Origin of the sequence: Prevotella sp. P5-126 (assembly GCF_002251185.1) — a bacterium.
GTDB lineage: Bacteria > Bacteroidota > Bacteroidia > Bacteroidales > Bacteroidaceae > Prevotella.
Genome location: NZ_NPIZ01000109.1, coordinates 20,304 through 38,979 on the forward strand (window position 1 = coordinate 20,304; position 18,676 = coordinate 38,979).

General features: G+C 43.3%; 14 protein-coding genes. 10 read left to right on the forward strand and 4 right to left on the reverse strand.

Annotation, left to right across the window (positions count from 1 at the left end):
- Nucleotides 1-4: 4 nt before the first annotated feature.
- From CIK90_RS12685 to CIK90_RS12700, 4 genes are all read right to left on the reverse strand, one after another.
- Nucleotides 5-1,711 (reverse strand): glutamine--tRNA ligase/YqeY domain fusion protein, encoded by a 1,707-nt coding sequence (locus CIK90_RS12685; RefSeq protein ID WP_094439185.1) that lies wholly within the window; start codon nucleotides 1,709-1,711, stop codon nucleotides 5-7.
- 409 nt (nucleotides 1,712-2,120) lie between these two features.
- A complete protein-coding gene (locus CIK90_RS12690; protein WP_094435974.1) occupies nucleotides 2,121-2,981 on the reverse strand; it encodes an adenosylcobinamide-GDP ribazoletransferase in 861 nt (286 codons plus the stop codon).
- A gap of 21 nt (nucleotides 2,982-3,002) precedes the next feature.
- Nucleotides 3,003-4,052 carry a nicotinate-nucleotide--dimethylbenzimidazole phosphoribosyltransferase gene (cobT, locus tag CIK90_RS12695; protein ID WP_094389410.1) on the reverse strand — a complete coding sequence of 350 codons (1,050 nt, stop codon included), beginning with the start codon at nucleotides 4,050-4,052 and terminating at the stop codon, nucleotides 3,003-3,005.
- Nucleotides 4,049-4,555 (reverse strand): bifunctional adenosylcobinamide kinase/adenosylcobinamide-phosphate guanylyltransferase, encoded by a 507-nt coding sequence (locus CIK90_RS12700; RefSeq protein ID WP_094465707.1) that lies wholly within the window; start codon nucleotides 4,553-4,555, stop codon nucleotides 4,049-4,051. Before CIK90_RS12700 ends, cobT begins: the two co-directional genes overlap by 4 nt.
- 174 nt (nucleotides 4,556-4,729) lie before the next feature.
- On the opposite strand from CIK90_RS12700, the gene CIK90_RS12705 reads away from it, so the two are divergent.
- The 10 genes from CIK90_RS12705 (at nucleotide 4,730) to CIK90_RS12750 (ending at nucleotide 18,650) form a co-directional block, all read left to right on the forward strand.
- On the forward strand, nucleotides 4,730-5,878 hold the full coding sequence (locus tag CIK90_RS12705) for an OmpA family protein (protein WP_094465709.1): 1,149 nt from the start codon (nucleotides 4,730-4,732) through the stop codon (nucleotides 5,876-5,878).
- A gap of 441 nt (nucleotides 5,879-6,319) precedes the next feature.
- The gene (locus tag CIK90_RS12710) at nucleotides 6,320-8,839 is read left to right on the forward strand and encodes a glycosyl hydrolase 115 family protein (protein WP_094465710.1); all 2,520 of its coding nucleotides are present in this window, start codon (nucleotides 6,320-6,322) and stop codon (nucleotides 8,837-8,839) included.
- Between the two features lie 314 nt (nucleotides 8,840-9,153).
- Complete coding sequence (gene ilvD / locus CIK90_RS12715) at nucleotides 9,154-10,938, forward strand: dihydroxy-acid dehydratase (RefSeq protein WP_094465712.1); 1,785 nt, start codon at nucleotides 9,154-9,156, stop codon at nucleotides 10,936-10,938.
- A gap of 55 nt (nucleotides 10,939-10,993) precedes the next feature.
- Nucleotides 10,994-12,703, forward strand: coding sequence for a biosynthetic-type acetolactate synthase large subunit (ilvB, locus tag CIK90_RS12720; RefSeq protein WP_173815139.1), 1,710 nt, complete (start codon nucleotides 10,994-10,996; stop codon nucleotides 12,701-12,703).
- Nucleotides 12,704-12,757: 54 nt separating this feature from the next.
- The gene (gene ilvN, locus CIK90_RS12725; protein WP_094435986.1) at nucleotides 12,758-13,300 is read left to right on the forward strand and encodes an acetolactate synthase small subunit; all 543 of its coding nucleotides are present in this window, start codon (nucleotides 12,758-12,760) and stop codon (nucleotides 13,298-13,300) included.
- An 81-nt stretch (nucleotides 13,301-13,381) separates the two neighbouring features.
- Nucleotides 13,382-14,167 (forward strand): acyl-[acyl-carrier-protein] thioesterase, encoded by a 786-nt coding sequence (locus CIK90_RS12730; protein ID WP_094389403.1) that lies wholly within the window; start codon nucleotides 13,382-13,384, stop codon nucleotides 14,165-14,167.
- Nucleotides 14,168-14,340: 173 nt separating this feature from the next.
- The gene (ilvC, locus tag CIK90_RS12735; protein ID WP_094389402.1) at nucleotides 14,341-15,390 is read left to right on the forward strand and encodes a ketol-acid reductoisomerase; all 1,050 of its coding nucleotides are present in this window, start codon (nucleotides 14,341-14,343) and stop codon (nucleotides 15,388-15,390) included.
- 178 nt (nucleotides 15,391-15,568) lie between these two features.
- Complete coding sequence (locus CIK90_RS12740) at nucleotides 15,569-16,918, forward strand: NCS2 family permease (protein ID WP_254046358.1); 1,350 nt, start codon at nucleotides 15,569-15,571, stop codon at nucleotides 16,916-16,918.
- A 59-nt stretch (nucleotides 16,919-16,977) separates the two neighbouring features.
- Nucleotides 16,978-17,754: a dihydroorotate dehydrogenase electron transfer subunit gene (locus tag CIK90_RS12745; RefSeq protein WP_094389428.1), complete on the forward strand. Its 777-nt coding sequence runs from the start codon at nucleotides 16,978-16,980 to the stop codon at nucleotides 17,752-17,754.
- Complete coding sequence (locus tag CIK90_RS12750; protein WP_094389401.1) at nucleotides 17,742-18,650, forward strand: dihydroorotate dehydrogenase; 909 nt, start codon at nucleotides 17,742-17,744, stop codon at nucleotides 18,648-18,650. The genes CIK90_RS12745 and CIK90_RS12750 overlap by 13 nt, the downstream gene beginning before the upstream one ends.
- Nucleotides 18,651-18,676 lie beyond the last annotated feature (26 nt).

The following is an 18,676-nucleotide window of genomic DNA, read 5'->3' on the forward strand; positions in this document are numbered from 1 at the left end:
TTTCTTATTTGTTTTTCTTTGCCCAGTTGTCTTTTAGTCCTACTGTACGGTTGAAGACAAGGTGTCCGGGTTTAGAATCTTCATCTGGTGTGAAATAGCCGATACGTTGGAACTGCAGGAAGTCTCCAGGTTGTTTCTCTTCAAGGAATTTCTCTACATAACAGTTGTTGAGCACGGTGAGAGATTCTGGGTTGAGAAGTTCGCGGAAGTCGCGTTCATCAGCACCAGGGTTTTCTACGGAGAACAGTCTGTCGTAGAGTCTTACTTCTGCTTTGATGCAGTGGCCGGCACTTACCCAATGGAGTGTGCCTTTGACCTTTCTGTCTGCTCCCGCCATTCCGCTCTTGCTTTCTGGATCGTACTCTGCATAGATTTCTTCAATCTCTCCTGCTTCGTTTTTCTTGCATCCTGTGCAGGCGATGATGTATGCGTTTTTGAGTCTTACCTCTTTTCCTGGTGTCATACGGAAGAATTTCTTTGGTGCATCTTCCATGAAGTCTTCGCGCTCAATCCAAAGTTCGCGGCTGAAGGTGATGTTGTGTGTACCGTCTGCCTCGTTCTCTGGGTTGTTGATAGCTGTGAGTTCTTCTGTCTGTCCTTCAGGATAGTTGGTGATGATAAGCTTTACAGGGTTGAGCACGGCAGACACTCTGCATGCTTTTTTGTTAAGGTCTTCACGTACAGCTGCTTCAAGGAGAGCGTAGTCGTTGAGTGCGTCAAACTTAGTGTATCCGATGGAGTTGATGAAGTTTCTGATACTTTGTGCAGAGTATCCTCTTCTTCTCATTCCGCAAACGGTTGGCATTCGTGGATCATTCCATCCGCTGACGAGGTTTTCGTCAACGAGTGCTTTAAGTTTGCGTTTTGACATGACGGTATAAGTGAGGTTGAGTCTGTTGAACTCAATCTGTCTTGGGCGGTATTCTGTCTGCCCTTCTTTTTCTTGCAGGAAGTCCACGAATTTGTCGTAGAGTGGGCGGTGAGGCACGAATTCGAGGGTACAGATGGAGTGTGTAACCCCTTCAAAATAGTCGCTCTGTCCGTGTGCGAAGTCGTACATGGGGTATGCATGCCATTTTGTTCCTGTTCTGTGGTGAGGAATCTGAATGATTCTGTAAATGATGGGGTCGCGGAAGTGCATGTTTGGGTTTGCCATGTCGAGTTTGGCTCTGAGCACCATAGAACCCTCTACGGCTTCCGGCGTATTCATTTGTTTGAAGAGCTTGAGGTTCTCCTCTATGGGTCTGTCGCGGAACGGACTTGGCTGTCCAGGCTGTGTGGGCGTTCCTTTCTGTTCTGCAATTTGTTCAGATGTCTGTTCGTCCACGTATGCCATTCCTTTTTCTATGAGCCAAATGGCGAATTCCCACAGTTTATCGAAGTAGTCGGATGCATAATACACATTTCCCCAGTTAAATCCGAGCCACTTGATGTCGTTCATGATGTTTTCGACATACTCTGTGTTTTCTTTAGTGGGGTTGGTGTCATCGAATCGGAGGTTGCAAATTCCGTTGTATTTTTCTGCTACTCCGAAGTCCATGCAGATGGCCTTGGCGTGTCCGATGTGTATGTATCCGTTAGGTTCCGGTGGGAATCGTGTCTGTATGCGTTTGCCATTTTTGCCCTCTGCGAGGTCGTTTTCTACAATCTGTTCAACGAAGCTAATGCTTTTTTTCTCTTCGTTCTCTGTTGTTGTTTTCTCTTCAGTCATATTGTGTGATACGTTTTTGTTTTCTTTTTGTTGGAGCAGTCTATGCTACATGTGTGATATAGTGATGTTTGTTAGCTTGACGGCTATAGTTTGCCCTTCGTTTGCAAAGATACAATAGAAATCTCTAAAATCTCAAGAAAAGCGGTAAAAAATGTGGAATTAGGTCGAAAACATGTTATATATCATATAAAAATATTTGTGTTAGTTAAAAAAAAGAAGTACCTTTGCAGACGTTATCCTGAATACAATCTTTTTACCTTAAAAGGACTAATACCTGTTTCGTGATGTCTCTGCTGTGAAGTTGGGACATCGCTTTTTTTTTGTATTGGCAAGATGACGTTATGTGGGTGAGTATATTGTTAATACAGGGTCATTTGAATATTTTTTCCTGTTCCGAGATGTTGGGCCATTATAATGTGGCTGCGCAAGTGAGGTAAAACGAGAGTTCTGTTAAAAGGAATGTGGCTCCGCAGCAATCGCCCGTATATCCCTGCAATTTGCGGTTCATCAGCAGATAGAGCAGATAGAATACAATACACGGAACGGCAACCAGCACTTCTATCGATGAAAATGGAACGGCAAACCATTGGTTCATCATCCAGCCCCAACCTACTAAGGGCATTAGTCCGGTGAGAGCCAGTCGGAGACCAGCCTGGAGTCCGTATTTTACATAAACGGTTTTAGATTTAGCCTCTTCCTCTTTACGGGCATAGGGTAGAAACATGATGAGTTGACCGCTTACCATCTTACAAAATGGGTCGGCTGCAAGAATTGTCGAAGCAAGAAGAAGTGTTGAAGCGGAATCGGCATTATCCAAAGCGAAGGAAGGCGTGAGGGTGGTTATTTCATGATCTCCGATGGCGAGAAGTGTAGTGGCGAGTAGTGCAAAATAAAGAATCAGTCCCAAAACTCCGTATGTGCCTATATGTGAGTCTTTCATGATGGAAAGGATGCGTTCACGGTTGTAACCACCTCCGAAACCGTCAAGAAAGTCTGCAAGACCATCTTCGTGGAGCGCCCCTGTGGTGAGGATTCGTGCGATGATGGCTAATAATACCGCTACGGGCAAGGTGAACCATGCGCTTGTTATATAGAATGTTAGAGCCATGATTCCGCCTGTGAGCCATCCGGCCAAAGGCCAGTATTCCACAACGTGCTGATAACATGCTTTGGAGGGTGAACACAGTCGCCAGAAAGGCAGTCGGGTGAAGAAGATGAGTGCTGCCATAGGAGTCTCCCACCATTTTGTTTGGTCTATGCGAAGTCTCATGATTGTTGTTTTTTTCGATGGTTAGAAATATTTGGTGATGTGTGCATTATCGAAATTATTCATCTCCTGCATCATCCGTACGCTACTCTCCAAAATGCCAAAGGAGCAAAGTGCTCCTGTGCCTTCTCCCAGTCTCAGACCAAGATTCAATAGTGGCTGCACTCCCATACTGTCAAGCAGAAGTTTGTGGCCGCTTTCGTCACCACAATGGGCAAATACCATGTATTGTTTGGCTTGTGGGTAGAGTTTGCTTGCGGCCAAGGCACATGCAGACATGATGAATCCGTCTATTAATATAATAAGGTGTAATTCTGCCGCACGCAACATGGCTCCAATGGCTGCCACCATTTCGAATCCGCCGAAATAACGTATTACCTCCCATGCATCCTCTTCCTGACCTCCATTGGCTTTGAATCTGTTTACTGCCTCGTTCAGTACCTCGTATTTATGATTGATGCCCGCTGTATTGAGTCCTGCGCCAGCTCCGATGCAGGTGTTGAGTGGCAGATGGGCAAACAGGCTCATCCATATGCTGCTTGGCGATGTGTTGGCGATGCCCATTTCTCCTATAGAAATCACCTGGCACCCTTCTTTCTGACAGCAATCCACCATGTCGCGGCCTATGCCGAGTGCTTGTTCCATTTCTTCCTGACTCATGGCCGCTTCATGCAAGAAATTGTTAGTGCCCCAAGCGATTTTGCGTGGAATGATACCTTCTATAGATGAAAGGTCGTAATCCACTCCGACGTCGATAATCTTCAAGTCGAAACCGTATTGTCGGCAGAACATATTGACTCCGCCTCCGCCACGTGTGAAGTTTATCATCTGTTGCCAAGTCACTTCGCGTGGCGAGACGCTTACTCTTTCGCGCTCAATACCATGGTCTGCACCAAATAGCAAGTGACTGGGATGATGCAGGGTGGGCGATAGTGTCTGTTCTATCAAGCATATCTGTAATGCGAGTTCTTCCAAGCGGCCCAATGAGCCTTTGGGTTTGTTGAGATTGTCGATTTTCGACTGAATGGTAGGACGAAGTGAATCGTCGAGAGGATAAATATTAAATGTTGTCATTTGATTTTTACTGAAATTCCACTAACCATCAGAATTACCTCGTCGGCCTTTGAAGCCACATATTGGTTGAACCATCCCAGTAGATCTGTAAATCTGCGTTGCACGGCATTGGCACTCACTCCACCCGATCCAATTTCGTTGGTTACGAAAATGAATGTGGCATTTTGACTCACCAAGCGGTCAAATTCCTGTTTCAGTTTGTCGAGCACTACGTCAACCACCTCTGCTTCGCAGAAGAAATTAGTGGCCCAAAGCGTCAGGCAGTCCACCAAAACCACACGTCCTGAAAAATCGTGACGACTCAGTGCGTGTTCCTCTTCTATATTAGTCCATTGTGGTCCACGACGCTCCTGATGGCGACGTACACGCTCGCGAAACTCATCGTCCCAAATATGGGCTGTGGCCAGATAAACAGGGTTTTCGCTGAGTGTTAACGCCAATTGCTCTGCTTTTTCACTTTTTCCAGACCGTTGGCCTCCGGTGATAAGGATTATTCTGCTCATAAAATGCAAAATTAAAATAAATTCTTCAATAAATTGTTCTTTTCGATGGAAAAATTTGTCTATTCGTAGAGTTTTCTTAGGAAATGTTTGGTAGTTATTTTTTTTTTTTGTTACTTTGCAGCTCGAAACTTAAGTAATTAAACGTTACAACATATTATATAATCATTAAAAACGATGAAAAAAGTATTTTTAATGCTTGCCGTAGCAGCTTTTTCTGCACAGGCAATCTCTGCTCAGACTGTAGAGGAAAGTGAGAATCAGGACAACTGGTATGTAGGCATCAAGGCTGGTGCGAGTGCAAAGACCACAGGTGTTTCAGTATTCAACAACATTAACCCTTCTGCCGGAATTCGTGTAGGCCGCTGGTTTACTCCAGTATTCGGTCTCGCCGTTGAAAGCGACGCTTATGCCCGTACACGTGGATTCGGTAGCTACAGTACATTGGTTCGTGCGCTCAACACTTCAGTACTCGGTACTACAAACTTCAGCAATTGGTTTGGCGGATATAAAGGCGAGCCTCGCAACTTTGAGGTAATCGGTGTTTATGGACTCGGTTGGGGTCACGCTTTCGGTACTTCTAACGAGCGTGAAGGTCAGGACAACGATGTACTGACATCTAAGATTGGTCTTGATTTCGCTTTCAACCTTGGCGCAAACAAGGCTTGGCAGCTCTATATTGAACCAAACCTCGTGTATGGTCTCAATGCAGATGGTCAGGACATCAAGTACAACTTCGGTACCGCAGCCTTCGGAGTTAACGTAGGTTTGAACTATAAGTTCGGTAACACCAATGGTACTCACAATTTCAAAATCGCACAGCTCCGTGACCAGGCCGAAATCGATGGCCTGAATGCCAAGATTAATGAGCTCCGTGCTGAAAATGCTAACAAGGACAACAAGATTGCTGCTGATGGCCGTACCATCGCAGACCTTCAGGCTCAGCTCGCTGCTGAAAAGAGCAAGCAGCCTGAGGTGAAAGTCGTTAAGGAAAACAATACTCAGCTCCAGCCAATCGTCATCTTCGGTCAGGGCAAGAGCACCATCGACGCAGCTCAGTATGCAAGCATCGAAATGGTTGCTAAGTACATGCGTAATCACAAGAATTCTAAGATTATCGTTCGTGGCTACGCTTCACCAGAAGGAAGTGCAGAAATCAACGAGAAGATTTCTATCGCACGTGCTAACGCTGTGAAGAACGCTCTTGTTAAGCGTTACAAGATTGCGGCCAGCCGCATCACTACTGAGGGTCTCGGTGCAACCGACAAACTCTCAGAGGAGGTTGACTTCAACCGCGTAGCTATGTTCTTCGATACTACTAAATAATAAGAACTCAGCATTTAGCGACAAATAAACAGTCCGTCTTGTGGAGTATTTTCTGCAAGACGGATTTTTTTGATTATAACTTTGAGACATCTGTACTTCTGTCGCTTTCTGAATAGTGAAATGCCTAAAGTATTACCCTAGAACGTCCTTTCTTCTTCCCAACTATCTTCTATTATTGTCCCAAATCTGATGGGACATACTTGGGATTTACTTAGGACTTACTTATGACTCGGTTTTTAGAAATATTATGCCTTTCTATGAATGGGTCAATCCCGAATGCATCCCGAATGCATCCCGAATGAGAATATAGTGAAGGCCTCAATAAAAAAACGACTGAAATCTCGCATGCAAAACTTTGTTTGTTTAAAATGACGGACAACGTTATCATTTTTGAGAAATAATGTGTAACTTTGCATCCGAACTTAAAAACAATATACACTTATGACAACTATTCAAATCATCAAAACAACATTATTGGCTTTTGTTGCCCTCTTTGGAATGCAAACCATAAAGGCTGCAGAGCGATTTGTGAATTTCAATCAAGGAGACCTGCTCCTTAACCCACAAAAGCAAGTAACCATCACAACGGATGAAGCAGATTTTAAAGCCGTTGATATTGCCGTACATGCTTTGGCAGCAGACTTCGGGCGAGTAACAGGACAAGATGCCGTGCTTCAACATCAGGCGGATGCAAAGATTATAGTGGGAACTATAGGGCACTCTAAATTTATTGACCAACTCGCAAAGAAAAAACTTATCGATGCAACACAACTTAAAGGAAAACGCGAGAAGTTTATCATCACAACCGTAGGAAAACAACTCATTATTGCAGGAAGCGACAGAAGAGGTACTGTCTATGGAATCTATGAACTTTCTGCACAGATGGGTGTGTCGCCATGGTACTATTGGGCTGACGTGCCTACTGAAAGACATGACGAGATTTATGTCAACCAAGGAATATATACTGACGGAGAACCGGCAGTTGCTTACCGAGGAATCTTCCTCAACGATGAAGCACCGTGTCTTTCTACATGGATTAAAAATACATTTGGTACTAATTATGCAGACCACCATTTCTATGAGCGCGTCTTTGAACTTGTGCTCCGACTGAAAGGAAACATGATGTGGCCTGCCATGTGGATGTGGTCGTTCTATGCAGACGATCCTGCCAACGAGAAAACGGCCAACGATATGGGTATTGTCATGAGTACCTCACATCATGAACCAATGGCAAGAAACCATCAGGAATATGCACGTAAAAGAGCAGAGTGGGGACCATGGAACTATAATACCAATAAAACAAAGTTGCAGCAGTTCTTCCGTGAAGGTATCGAGCGCATGAAAGGAACCGAGCAGCTCGTAACCATAGGAATGAGAGGCGATGGCGACGAAGCCATGAGCGACGAAGCCGATACGCGACTCATGCAGCAGATTATTGCAGACCAGCGAAAGATTATTGCAGACGTAACAGGAAAGAAAGCAAGCGAAACGCCCCAAGTCTGGGCGCTCTATAAAGAGGTGCTTGACTATTATGACAAAGGAATGAAAGTTCCTGAAGACGTTATTCTTCTCCTTTGTGACGATAACTGGGGAAATGTGCGTAGAGTACCGAATGCACAAGAACGCAAGCATAAAGGAGGATGGGGACTCTATTACCACGTGGATTATGTGGGAGCACCGAGAAATTCTAAATGGCTCAACGTCACTCCTATGCAGAATATGTGGGAGCAACTCACTTTAGCCTACGAAAACGGAATACAGGCGATGTGGATTCTCAATGTTGGCGACCTTAAGCCAATGGAATTTCCCATCTCTATGTTTATGGATATGGCTTGGAATCCAAGAAAATACGATGTCAACAATATCACAGAGCATGCCCGCCAGTTCTGTCTTCAACAGTTTGGAGCAAAACAGGCAGACGAAGCTGCCCGTCTGCTCAATATCGTCTGCAAACTCAACGGACGATGCACGGCAGAAATGATGGATGCGAACACCTATAATATAAATACAGGTGAATGGAAACAAGTGGTCGATGAATACGCAACTCTTGAGCGCGATGCGCTCAGACAGTATCTCACACTCGACGAGAACCAGCGCGATGCTTATCAGCAAATCATACTCTTCCCGATACAAGCAATGGGTAATATCCATCAAATGTATTATGCGCAAGCCATGAACCGTAAACTCTTCAAAGAGGGAAATCCTGATTGTAATCTTTGGGCAGATCGCGTAGAACAGGCGTTTAAGCGCGATTCTACACTTTGTGCTGATTATAACCTCAAAATGGCAGGTGGAAAATGGAATGGAATGATGATTCAGAAACATATCGGTTACACTTCATGGAACGATGACTTCCCGGCAGACAGGATGCCAGAAGTGAAACGCATTGAAAATCCTACAAACGGAGGATATGTGTTTACAGAAGCAAATGGAGTGGTAGTCATGGAAGCAGAACACTACTATGCTGCATCTGATGCATCAGAAGCAAAATGGACTATCATACCAGACATGGGACGCACAAGAAGCGGAGTTACCCTAATGCCTTATACCAAAGGTGTGGAAGGGGCAAGCCTGACCTATCGATTCCGTATGCCAAACGGAGTGAAGAGTCCACTCAAAATACACATCGTAGTGAAATCCACCCTCGACTATCTTAACAAAGGCGGACTTACTTATAGTGTGCAACTCGATCAAGGAGAGGTTCAAACAGTCAACTTCAACCACAATCTCAATGAGAAAAAGGAAAATATCTATTCCATCTATTACCCAACCGTGGCAAGAAGAGTAGTGGAAAGTATTGTTACACTCCCAGTAGTAGAAGGCGAATTCCATACCCTGACAATCAAACCTAACGATCCTGCCATCGTCTTCGAAAAAATCGTCGTTGACGCAGGAGGATACAAACCGTCGTACCTCTTCATGAATGAAAGTACATGCAAAATTGATGCAAGTCAAAAATAAAACGGCTCTATGAAATTATGTCAAACAAGTGCATAAATCATACAGAGATTAAATGTATCTTTGCACTCAGAAAACATACATAGGTACGAATCAAAGGTAAAGAGATTGTTAAGGAAACGAAAGCGAGCCGATGGAAACTACGGCTCGCTTTTTTCTGTAATTCACTATAAAACTTTCAATTTATAAGCAAAAACCGAAAAACCTCTAATGTTTCGTTGGTGATTAGGCGGAAAAAGTGTAACTTTGCAACTCAATATGGTGAGATGGTGGAGAAAATCCACATAAAAAGGAATAAACAAACAAACTAAATAGATATGAAACACCAATTACGCAGTGCAGTATGCACAGAAGGAAGAAGAATGGCTGGAGCCAGAGCTCTTTGGGTGGCTACAGGAATGAAACATGAGCAATTTGGAAAACCGATCATTGCCGTTGTCAATTCGTTCACCCAGTTTGTACCCGGACATACGCATCTGCACGAAATAGGACAAATCGTAAGGGAAGAAATAGAGAAAATGGGATGCTATGCTGCCGAATTCAATACAATTGCTATTGATGACGGAATTGCAATGGGACATGACGGAATGCTCTATTCTTTGCCCTCAAGAGATATTATTGCTGACTCGGTAGAGTATATGGTCAATGCACATAAAGCAGATGCAATGATCTGCATCTCAAATTGTGATAAAGTGACTCCAGGAATGCTCATGGCTTCCATGCGACTCAATATCCCTACAGTATTCTGTTCCGGTGGACCTATGGAAGCAGGAAGATGGAGAGGAGAAAATGCAGACCTTATTACTGCCATGATCAAAGGAGCTGATAATTCTATAAGCGATGAAGAACTGCAGCAAATAGAACAATGTGCATGTCCAGGATGCGGTAGCTGCTCTGGAATGTTTACTGCAAATTCCATGAACTCGCTGACAGAAGCCATAGGACTCTCATTGCCAGGAAATGGAACAATCCTCGCTACACATGAACGACGCATAGAACTCTTCAGAAAGGCAGCAAGACAGATTGTAAAGAATGCATTGGCCTATTACGAAGATGGAGACGAGAGTGTGCTGCCTAGAAATATCGCAACCAGAAAAGCGTTCCTCAATGCCATGACACTCGATATTGCTATGGGAGGATCTACCAATACAGTACTTCATCTGTTGGCTGTGGCACAAGAGGCTGGCGCAGATTTTACAATCAAGGATATTGATGCATTGAGTCGCAAAACTCCTTGCTTGTGTAAACTTGCTCCAAATACGCAAAAGTATAGCGTTCAGGAATGTAATAGAGCAGGAGGAATCCTCGGAATACTCAACGAACTCAATAAAGGTGGACTCATTGACGGAACAGCGGCGCGTGTGGATGGAATGACACTCGATGAAGCAATGAAGAAATATGATGTTGCCAATCAACCTGAAATCTATTTCTCAGCACCGGGACAACGTTTCTGTACAAAGATGGGTTCTCAAAACGAGCAATATCCGACTCTCGATGTTGATCGTGAGAATGGATGCATACGTGATATTGAACATGCCTATACCAAAGATGGAGGACTGGCTGTACTCTTCGGAAATATAGCTCAGGATGGATGCGTTGTGAAAACAGCAGGTGTCGATGAGGCTCTTTGGCATTTTGAAGGTCCCGCTGTGGTCTTCGACTCACAGGATGATGCCTGCGAGGGAATCCTCGGAGGAAAAGTCAAAAAAGGTGATTGTGTAGTCATCACACACGAGGGTCCGAAGGGTGGTCCTGGAATGCAGGAAATGCTCTATCCTACATCATACATTAAGAGCATGCATATGGGTAAAGAGTGTGCACTTATTACCGACGGACGATTCAGCGGAGGCACGTCAGGATTAAGCATCGGACACATTTCTCCTGAGGCCGCTGCAGGTGGAAATATTGGAAAGATAAAGGATGGAGACATCATAGAAATAGATATTCCAAACCGCAGAATCAACGTGAAACTTTCAGAAGAGGAGCTTGCTGCAAGACCACAACAGCCGTTGAAGAGAAATAGACAAGTGTCGAAAGCCCTTCGCGCCTATGCGCAGAGCGTTTCATCGGCAGATAAAGGTGGAGTGAGAATAATCGACTGAAAATAACGGCAAAGGTAGCCGCGACGATGATTAAATGAAAGAAATAGAGAATAGTATGGAAAAAATAAAAGGAAGTGAAGCGTTGATGCTCGCATTAAAGAATGAAGGGGTAACAACAATCTTTGGTTACCCTGGAGGTTCTATCATGCCTGTCTATGATGCACTCTACGACTATACAAGAGGTGAAAAAAAAGCCTTTGATCATATTCTTGTCAGACACGAACAAGGAGCTGCGCATGCTGCAGAAGGCTATGCAAGGGTTAGCGGAGAGGTTGGAGTATGCTTGGTCACAAGTGGACCAGGTGCAACAAACACGCTGACTGGTGTGGCTGATGCTATGCTCGACTCAACTCCTATTGTGGTTATTGCCGGACAGGTTCCTATCGGAGCGTTGGGAACCGATGCCTTCCAAGAGGTGGATCTTGTGGGATTGGCTCAGCCCATCTCGAAATGGAGCTATCAAATCAGACATGCGGAGGATATTGCATGGGCGGTAAGTCGCGCATTCTATATTGCAAGAAGCGGAAGACCTGGACCTGTCGTACTCGACTTTCCTAAAAACGCACAAACGGAAGACGTCGAGTTTGTACCTCAAAAAGTTGACTATGTTCGCTCGTATGTGGCTTATCCTAAACTCAACAAAGAGGCGGTGGCAGAAGCCGCTCGTATGATTAACGAAGCAAAACGTCCCCTTGCCTTGGTTGGACAAGGCGTAGAACTCGGACATGCTCAGCAAGAACTGCTGAATTTCTTGGAAAAAACCGATATTCCTGCAGGACGTACCATGCTTGGACTTAGTGCTTTGCCTTCCAATCATCCGCTTAATGTTGGTATGTTGGGAATGCATGGAAACTATGCTGTCAATCTGAAAGAACAGGAATGTGATGTCCTTATTGCCATCGGAATGCGATTCAGCGACCGTGTAACGGGTAATCTAAAAACATATGCCAAACAGGCAAAAATCATTCACCTCGATATTGACAAAAGTGAAATTGACAAGAATGTGAAAGCTGATGTGGCTATCATTGCCGACTGCAAAGAATCTCTTCCGGCATTGACGGCTCTTGTTAATAATGCCAATCATAAAGAATGGCGCGATTCTTTCCTGCCACTTCATGAGCAGGAACGCAAGCGAGTGATAGAACCCGCCATACATCCTACAGAAGGCCCTCTTCTGATGGGTGAAGTCGTGAATGCTGTGGCAGAAAATACTCCAGATGATGCTGTCCTTGTAACCGATGTGGGTCAAAACCAGCTCTTTGCAACCCGCTATTTTAAATATCATCACAAAAGAAGTATCTGTACAAGTGGTGGACTTGGAACTATGGGGTATGGAATGCCTGCCGCTATAGGAGCAACTTTTGGAGCTCCTGGCCGTATGGTTTGTTGTTTTATGGGTGACGGAGGATTCCAAATGTGCATAGAAGAATTGGGTACGATTATGGAACAGCAAGCCCCAGTAAAGATGATTCTCATGAATAATCATTATCTTGGAAATGTACGCCAGTGGCAGGATATGTTCTGGCACAGAAGACAATCGTTTACCAAAATGATGAATCCGTGCTACGAACTCATCGCGCAAGGATACGGCATCCCTTATGAGGCAGTTACAGACCGTGCACGTTTGGCACAAGCTATAAAGAAAATGGCAGAAACTGACGGACCTTATATTCTGGAATGTGCTATTCTGGAAGATGATAATGTGTTACCGATGACACCTCCGGGACTTAGTGTCGATGATATGATGCTCGACGTTCAGGTTTAATAAAAACAAGTAAGCGAACGTTCTCCAAATGTAAACAGAATAAAAGGAAATAAGATGAACGATAAAACATTATATACATTGTTGGTCTATTCAGAGAATATTGCTGGTATTCTCAACCAGATAACTGCTGTGTTTACTCGAAGACAAGTTAATATCGAAAGTTTGAATGTATCGCCCTCAAGTATTGAAGGCGTTCACAAATATACTATTACAGCCTGGAGTGATGAAGACCAAATTACTAAGATTACTAAGCAAATTGAAAAGAAAATAGATGTGGTGAAGGCTAACTATTTTACAGACGATCAGCTGTTTATACGAGAAACCGCATTCTATAAACTTTCAACGGAAATGGTATTCGGAAATCCAGAAATCTGCCAGGTTATCCGACGCTCAGATGCTAGTATTACTGAGGTTAATCCTACCTATGTTATCGTGATGAAATTCGGTATTACTGAAGATATCCTTAAATTGTATCATACACTCAACGACTATGGATGTGTATTGCAATATACGAGAAGTGGACGTATTGCGGTGACCCGATCAACACAAGAACAGGTTAGTGAATTCCTTGATGAAAGAGAAAATAATCATGTTTAGAAACCGCATTTGCAGATAATAATGCAAATAACGAGAGGCAAAATACATAATTATTGGTAGATCATTAAAAGAGATATATTGATGGACAGTCAAGATAATAAGACTATAGGAAAGATTGGAAGATATCAGTTCCTTGCAGAACCTTTCCATTGTGATTATAGTGGCCGTTTGTTTATGGGACATCTTGGAAATCATTTACTTAATGCAGCAGACTTTCATTCTACCGACCGAGGGTTCGGTATGCGCTATCTGATGAAAGCAAAGCGAGCATGGGTATTGTCCCGATTAGCAATAGAAATGGAAGAAATGCCATTTCAATACACACCATTCACAGTTGAGACATGGGTGGAGGGTGCAATGCGCTATTTCACACAGCGAAACTTTGCCGTTAGCGGTAAAGATGAACAGGGAAATCAAAAAATATATGGCTATGGACGCTCTATATGGGCAATGATTGATGTTGATAACCGCCAACCTACTGATATACTTGCTGTCAACGACGGAGCTATCCAACAATGGATAGAAACAGAAAAGGAATGTCCGATAGATAAAGGAGGAAGGGTGAAAATGACCAATCAAGCACAATATGTGCGTACCATAGACACCTATTATAATGATGTAGATATCAACGGACACGTCAACTCTGTGAAATATATAGAACATGTTCTTGATTTATGGCCTATTGACTGGTATCGGACACACCGAATCAAACGCTTTGAAATAGCATATGTGGCTGAGGCACATGCAGGTGACAAACTTTCGTTCTATCGAGAGAATGGTGCGGATGAAAACGAATTCTGCATACGAATTTGCAAAGACGATGGCATAGAAGTATGTAGAAGTAAAGTTAAATTTGTAAAAGATTGAAAGAAAATTTGGTTGTTTGGTGATAATTTGTTATCTTTGCAGCCAGAAAAGAAATAGTTAATCCATTGGCGTCGCTTCGAGTAAGCGAGGTGTTGGACCAACAAGACGACTGCTCTCGTGAGGGCGGGCATGGTTCAAGTGGACATGTACAACACATTAAACAATTTGCATATATGGCAGAAATGAATTTTGGTGGCGTAGTAGAAACAGTTGTCACCAGCAAAGAATTCTCACTCGAGAAAGCACGTGAAGTTTTGAAAGATGAAGTAATCGCAGTTATTGGCTACGGTATTCAGGGACCTGGACAGGCTTGTAACCTGCGCGACAATGGTTTCAATGTCATTGTTGGACAGCGTCAGGGTAAAACTTATGACAAGGCCGTTGCTGATGGTTGGGTACCAGGTAAGACCCTTTTCTCTATTGAAGAGGCTGCTGAAAAGGGTACTATCCTTTGCATGTTGCTTTCAGATGCAGGTCAGATTCAGGTATGGCCTAATATTAAGAAATATCTGAAACCCGGTAAGACATTATATTATAGTCATGGTTTTGCAATCAACTGGAGCGACCGCACTGGTGTGGTTCCACCAAAAGATGTTGATGTAATCATGGTTGCACCTAAGGGATCTGGTACTTCTCTTCGTACCATGTTCTGTGAAGGTCGCGGTCTGAACTGTTCATATGCAGTATATCAGGATGCAAGTGGTAAGGCAAAAGAGAAGACCATCGCATTCGGTATTGGTATTGGAGCTGGTTATCTCTTTGAGACAACATTCCAACGTGAAGCTACTAGTGACTTGACTGGTGAGCGCGGTTCACTGATGGGTGCTATACAGGGACTTCTTCTTGCTCAGTATGAAGTATTGCGCGAGAACGGACATACTCCTTCAGAAGCATTCAATGAGACAGTTGAAGAACTTACCCAAAGCCTTGGCCCGTTGTTCGGTGAAAAGGGTATGGATTGGATGTATGCTAACTGCTCTACAACCGCACAGCGTGGTGCTCTCGATTGGGCTCCTCGTTTCCATGATGCAATAAAACCTGTTATGGAGTGGCTCTACTATTCTGTTAAGACTGGTAATGAAGCACAGATTTCAATTGATGCTAACTCAAAGCCTGATTATCGTGCCGGCTTGGAGAAAGAGCTTGAAGCTATGCGCAATCAGGAAATGTGGCGTGCAGGTGTGACTGTTCGCAAACTCCGTCCTGAAAATCAGGAAGACTAAGAGATCATTCTTTTAGAATAGAAAGAATTTATTTGATATTGGACCGTTACCCTCGACCAAGGGTAACGGTTTTTTTCCATCTGAAGATGAGCGCATAAGATAAATGTCTTTTATTGGTATCTTAGTTAAGAAAAGCTCATCTATAGCATTATATCTCAAAATAATTCATTAACTTTGCATGCAGTTTTTAAATGATACTCTAACAAAAGCAATTTTTAAGATAATGAATACGCTCAATCGTCTCTTTGGATTTAATCCTGCAACAATGTCGCTGAAAAAAGAACTGCTCGGTGGCATTACTACCTTCCTTACAATGGCTTATATTCTTGCCGTACAACCGTCTATACTCAGCAATGCAGGAATGGATGCAGGAGCTGTTTTCACAGCAACGGTGCTCTCCTCTTTGGTAGCTACCATCGTTATGGCTCTTTATGCTAAATTGCCTTTTGCACTGGCCCCTGCAATGGGACTGAATGCATTTTTTGTCTATACCATTGTCTTGAAGATGGGATATTCTTGGCAATTCGGACTTACGGCCGTTTTTATTGAAGGCGTAATTTTTATTCTTTTGACCATTGCAGGCCTACGTAACAAGATTGTTTATGCCATGCCAATACAACTTAGAAAGGCAATATCACCAGGTATCGGGTTGTTTATTGCTTTTATAGGTCTTCAACAGGCTGGCATTATTGTTCATAGTGACGCAACACTTGTTACACTTGGCGATCTTCATACAACGCCAGTTTTAGTCGCTCTTTTCGGTATTGTTATTAGTGCAGTTCTTATGGTGAGAAATGTTACTGGAGGATTGTTGATAGGCATTCTTGCAACAACAGCCATCGGAATTCCTTTGGGAGTAACAGATGTGCAACATGTTAAAACAATTGTAGATACTCCACCGAGTCTTGCCCCTGTATTCTGTAAAATGGATTGGCAGAATATCTTCACACCTGATATGGCGATTTGTGTGTTTACTCTCCTGTTTATGGATATGTTCGACACATTAGGTACACTTATCGGTGTAGGTAATAGAACAGGATTTGTAGAAAAAGACGGAACGATGCACGGCATGAACAGAGCTTTTTTTGCTGATGCTGTTGGAACAACGTTTGGTGCAATCGTTGGAACATCTACAGTCTCGACCTATGTAGAGAGTGCTGCAGGTGTGAACGTTGGTGGTCGTAGCGGACTTACTGCTATGACAACTGCCGTTTGTTTTATACTTGCGCTTTTCTTTGCCCCTTTGTTCCTCTTGATTCCCTCTCAGGCAACAGCACCGGCAATGATTATGGTTGGAGTCTTTATGATGGTTGGCGTCCGTGATATTGATTTTCATGATTATGCGAAAGCAATTCCTTGTTTTATCTGCATTATTATGATGTCTCTATGTTACAGTATTTCCGATGGTATTCTTCTTGGACTCATAACTTGGGTTATGGTACATGCATTTAGTGGTAAATACCGTGATTTGTCAATAGGTTCTGTTATCCTTGCCCTTCTGTTTATAATGAAGTATATGTTTTTATAAGCGATTTAGTTCAGGAAATGTTAGTAGAACATGACGAAAGCTATAAAATAATGATGAATATGAAAAAATATATATGTGATCTTGTGGTGAAGAGTGTTGATCACATCAGTTCGAAACATGTGCTGATTAAATTGACACACGAAGAACCTTTACCTGAAATGTTTCCCGGACAATTTGTCGAAGTAAGTATGGAAGGTGTTGATGGCGTTTTGCTTCGCCGTCCAATCTCAATTAATTTTGTAGATAGAACGAATAATGAACTCTGGCTTATGGTGGCAATGGTCGGCAAGGGCACACGCTACTTAGGACAGGTACAAGTGGGGGATGTTGTCAATTGCGTATTGCCTCTGGGTAATAGTTTTACTATGCCCAATAAGTCCTCAGAACGCCTGCTTCTTGTAGGTGGAGGAGTGGGAGTGGCTCCATTGTTATATATGGGTGCAGAAATGAAACGCTTGGGAGTAGAACCGACATTTCTGCTTGGTGCACGTTCCAAGGGAGACTTGTTAGAATTAGATCTTTTCAGTCATTATGGCCGTGTTTGTATTACAACGGAAGATGGAACTGAAGGAGAAAAAGGGTTTGTAACCAATCACTCGATTTTAAAGAAAGAAACATTTGATAGAATAGTTACCTGTGGTCCTAAACCCATGATGATGGCTGTGGCACGATATGCTTCTCAAGCAAATGTTGAGTGTGAAGCGTCATTGGAGAATATGATGGCGTGCGGTCTTGGAGCTTGTCTCTGTTGTGTAGAGAAAACAGTAAAGGGTAATCTTTGTGTCTGCAAAGATGGTCCTGTATTTAATGTAAAACAATTGTTATGGCAGATCTGAAAGTGAATATAGGCCATCTGGCACTTAAAAATCCAGTAATGACGGCCTCGGGAACATTTGGCTATGGATTAGAGTTTGCAGACTTTATTCCCCTTGACGGTTTAGGAGGATTCATCGTTAAAGGTACCACGTTGAAAGCACGTGAAGGTAATGATTATCCGCGTATGGCAGAAACTCCCAGTGGTATGCTCAATTGTGTAGGATTGCAAAATAAGGGTGTGGATTATTTCTGCCAGCACATCTATCCCCAACTTAAGGATATAAATACTAACGTCATTGTAAATGTTAGCGGTTCGTCACCAGACGATTATGCAGAATGTGCTTCGCGCATTGACGCTCTTGACAATATTCCAGCAATAGAACTCAATATTTCTTGTCCCAATGTCAAGGATGGAGGAATGGCTTTTGGCGTAACTTGCGCTGGGGCAGAGAGTGTGGTAAAAGCTGTACGTGAACGTTATCATAAAACGTTAATAGTGAAACTTTCGCCTAATGTTACAAATATAGCCGACATTGCTCGTGCTTGTGAAGCACAGGGCGCAGACAGTGTTTCGCTTATTAATACATTGATGGGAATGGCCATTGATATAGAAAAACGTCGTCCTGTACTCAGTATCGGTACTGGTGGCTTGAGCGGTCCTGCGGTTAAACCTGTTGCATTACGTATGGTGTGGCAAGTTGCTCGTGCGGTTAAAATTCCTGTTGTTGGACTTGGTGGTATAATGAATGCCCATGATGCTATTGAATTTCTTATGGCAGGTGCCACAGCTATTGAGATAGGAACAGCAAACTTTATAGATCCATCAGTTACCATAAAGGTACGTGATGGCATTGATCGTTGGCTTGATGATCATGGATGTCATTCTGTCCGTGAAATTATAGGTTGCCTCGATTGATACTTCTTTACTGGTAGATATTCTAC

What these genes read in the sequence shown, in the direction of transcription:
- CIK90_RS12685 (WP_094439185.1), bottom strand. Translation starts at nt 1,711, where the DNA reads ATGACTGAAGAGAAAACAACAACAGAGAACGAAGAGAAAAAAAGCATT.
- CIK90_RS12690 (WP_094435974.1), bottom strand. Translation starts at nt 2,981, where the DNA reads ATGAGACTTCGCATAGACCAAACAAAATGGTGGGAGACTCCTATGGCA.
- cobT (WP_094389410.1), bottom strand. Translation starts at nt 4,052, where the DNA reads ATGACAACATTTAATATTTATCCTCTCGACGATTCACTTCGTCCTACC.
- CIK90_RS12700 (WP_094465707.1), bottom strand. Translation starts at nt 4,555, where the DNA reads ATGAGCAGAATAATCCTTATCACCGGAGGCCAACGGTCTGGAAAAAGT.
- CIK90_RS12705 (WP_094465709.1), top strand. Translation starts at nt 4,730, where the DNA reads ATGAAAAAAGTATTTTTAATGCTTGCCGTAGCAGCTTTTTCTGCACAG.
- CIK90_RS12710 (WP_094465710.1), top strand. Translation starts at nt 6,320, where the DNA reads ATGACAACTATTCAAATCATCAAAACAACATTATTGGCTTTTGTTGCC.
- ilvD (WP_094465712.1), top strand. Translation starts at nt 9,154, where the DNA reads ATGAAACACCAATTACGCAGTGCAGTATGCACAGAAGGAAGAAGAATG.
- ilvB (WP_173815139.1), top strand. Translation starts at nt 10,994, where the DNA reads ATGGAAAAAATAAAAGGAAGTGAAGCGTTGATGCTCGCATTAAAGAAT.
- ilvN (WP_094435986.1), top strand. Translation starts at nt 12,758, where the DNA reads ATGAACGATAAAACATTATATACATTGTTGGTCTATTCAGAGAATATT.
- CIK90_RS12730 (WP_094389403.1), top strand. Translation starts at nt 13,382, where the DNA reads ATGGACAGTCAAGATAATAAGACTATAGGAAAGATTGGAAGATATCAG.
- ilvC (WP_094389402.1), top strand. Translation starts at nt 14,341, where the DNA reads ATGGCAGAAATGAATTTTGGTGGCGTAGTAGAAACAGTTGTCACCAGC.
- CIK90_RS12740 (WP_254046358.1), top strand. Translation starts at nt 15,569, where the DNA reads ATGCAGTTTTTAAATGATACTCTAACAAAAGCAATTTTTAAGATAATG.
- CIK90_RS12745 (WP_094389428.1), top strand. Translation starts at nt 16,978, where the DNA reads ATGAAAAAATATATATGTGATCTTGTGGTGAAGAGTGTTGATCACATC.
- CIK90_RS12750 (WP_094389401.1), top strand. Translation starts at nt 17,742, where the DNA reads ATGGCAGATCTGAAAGTGAATATAGGCCATCTGGCACTTAAAAATCCA.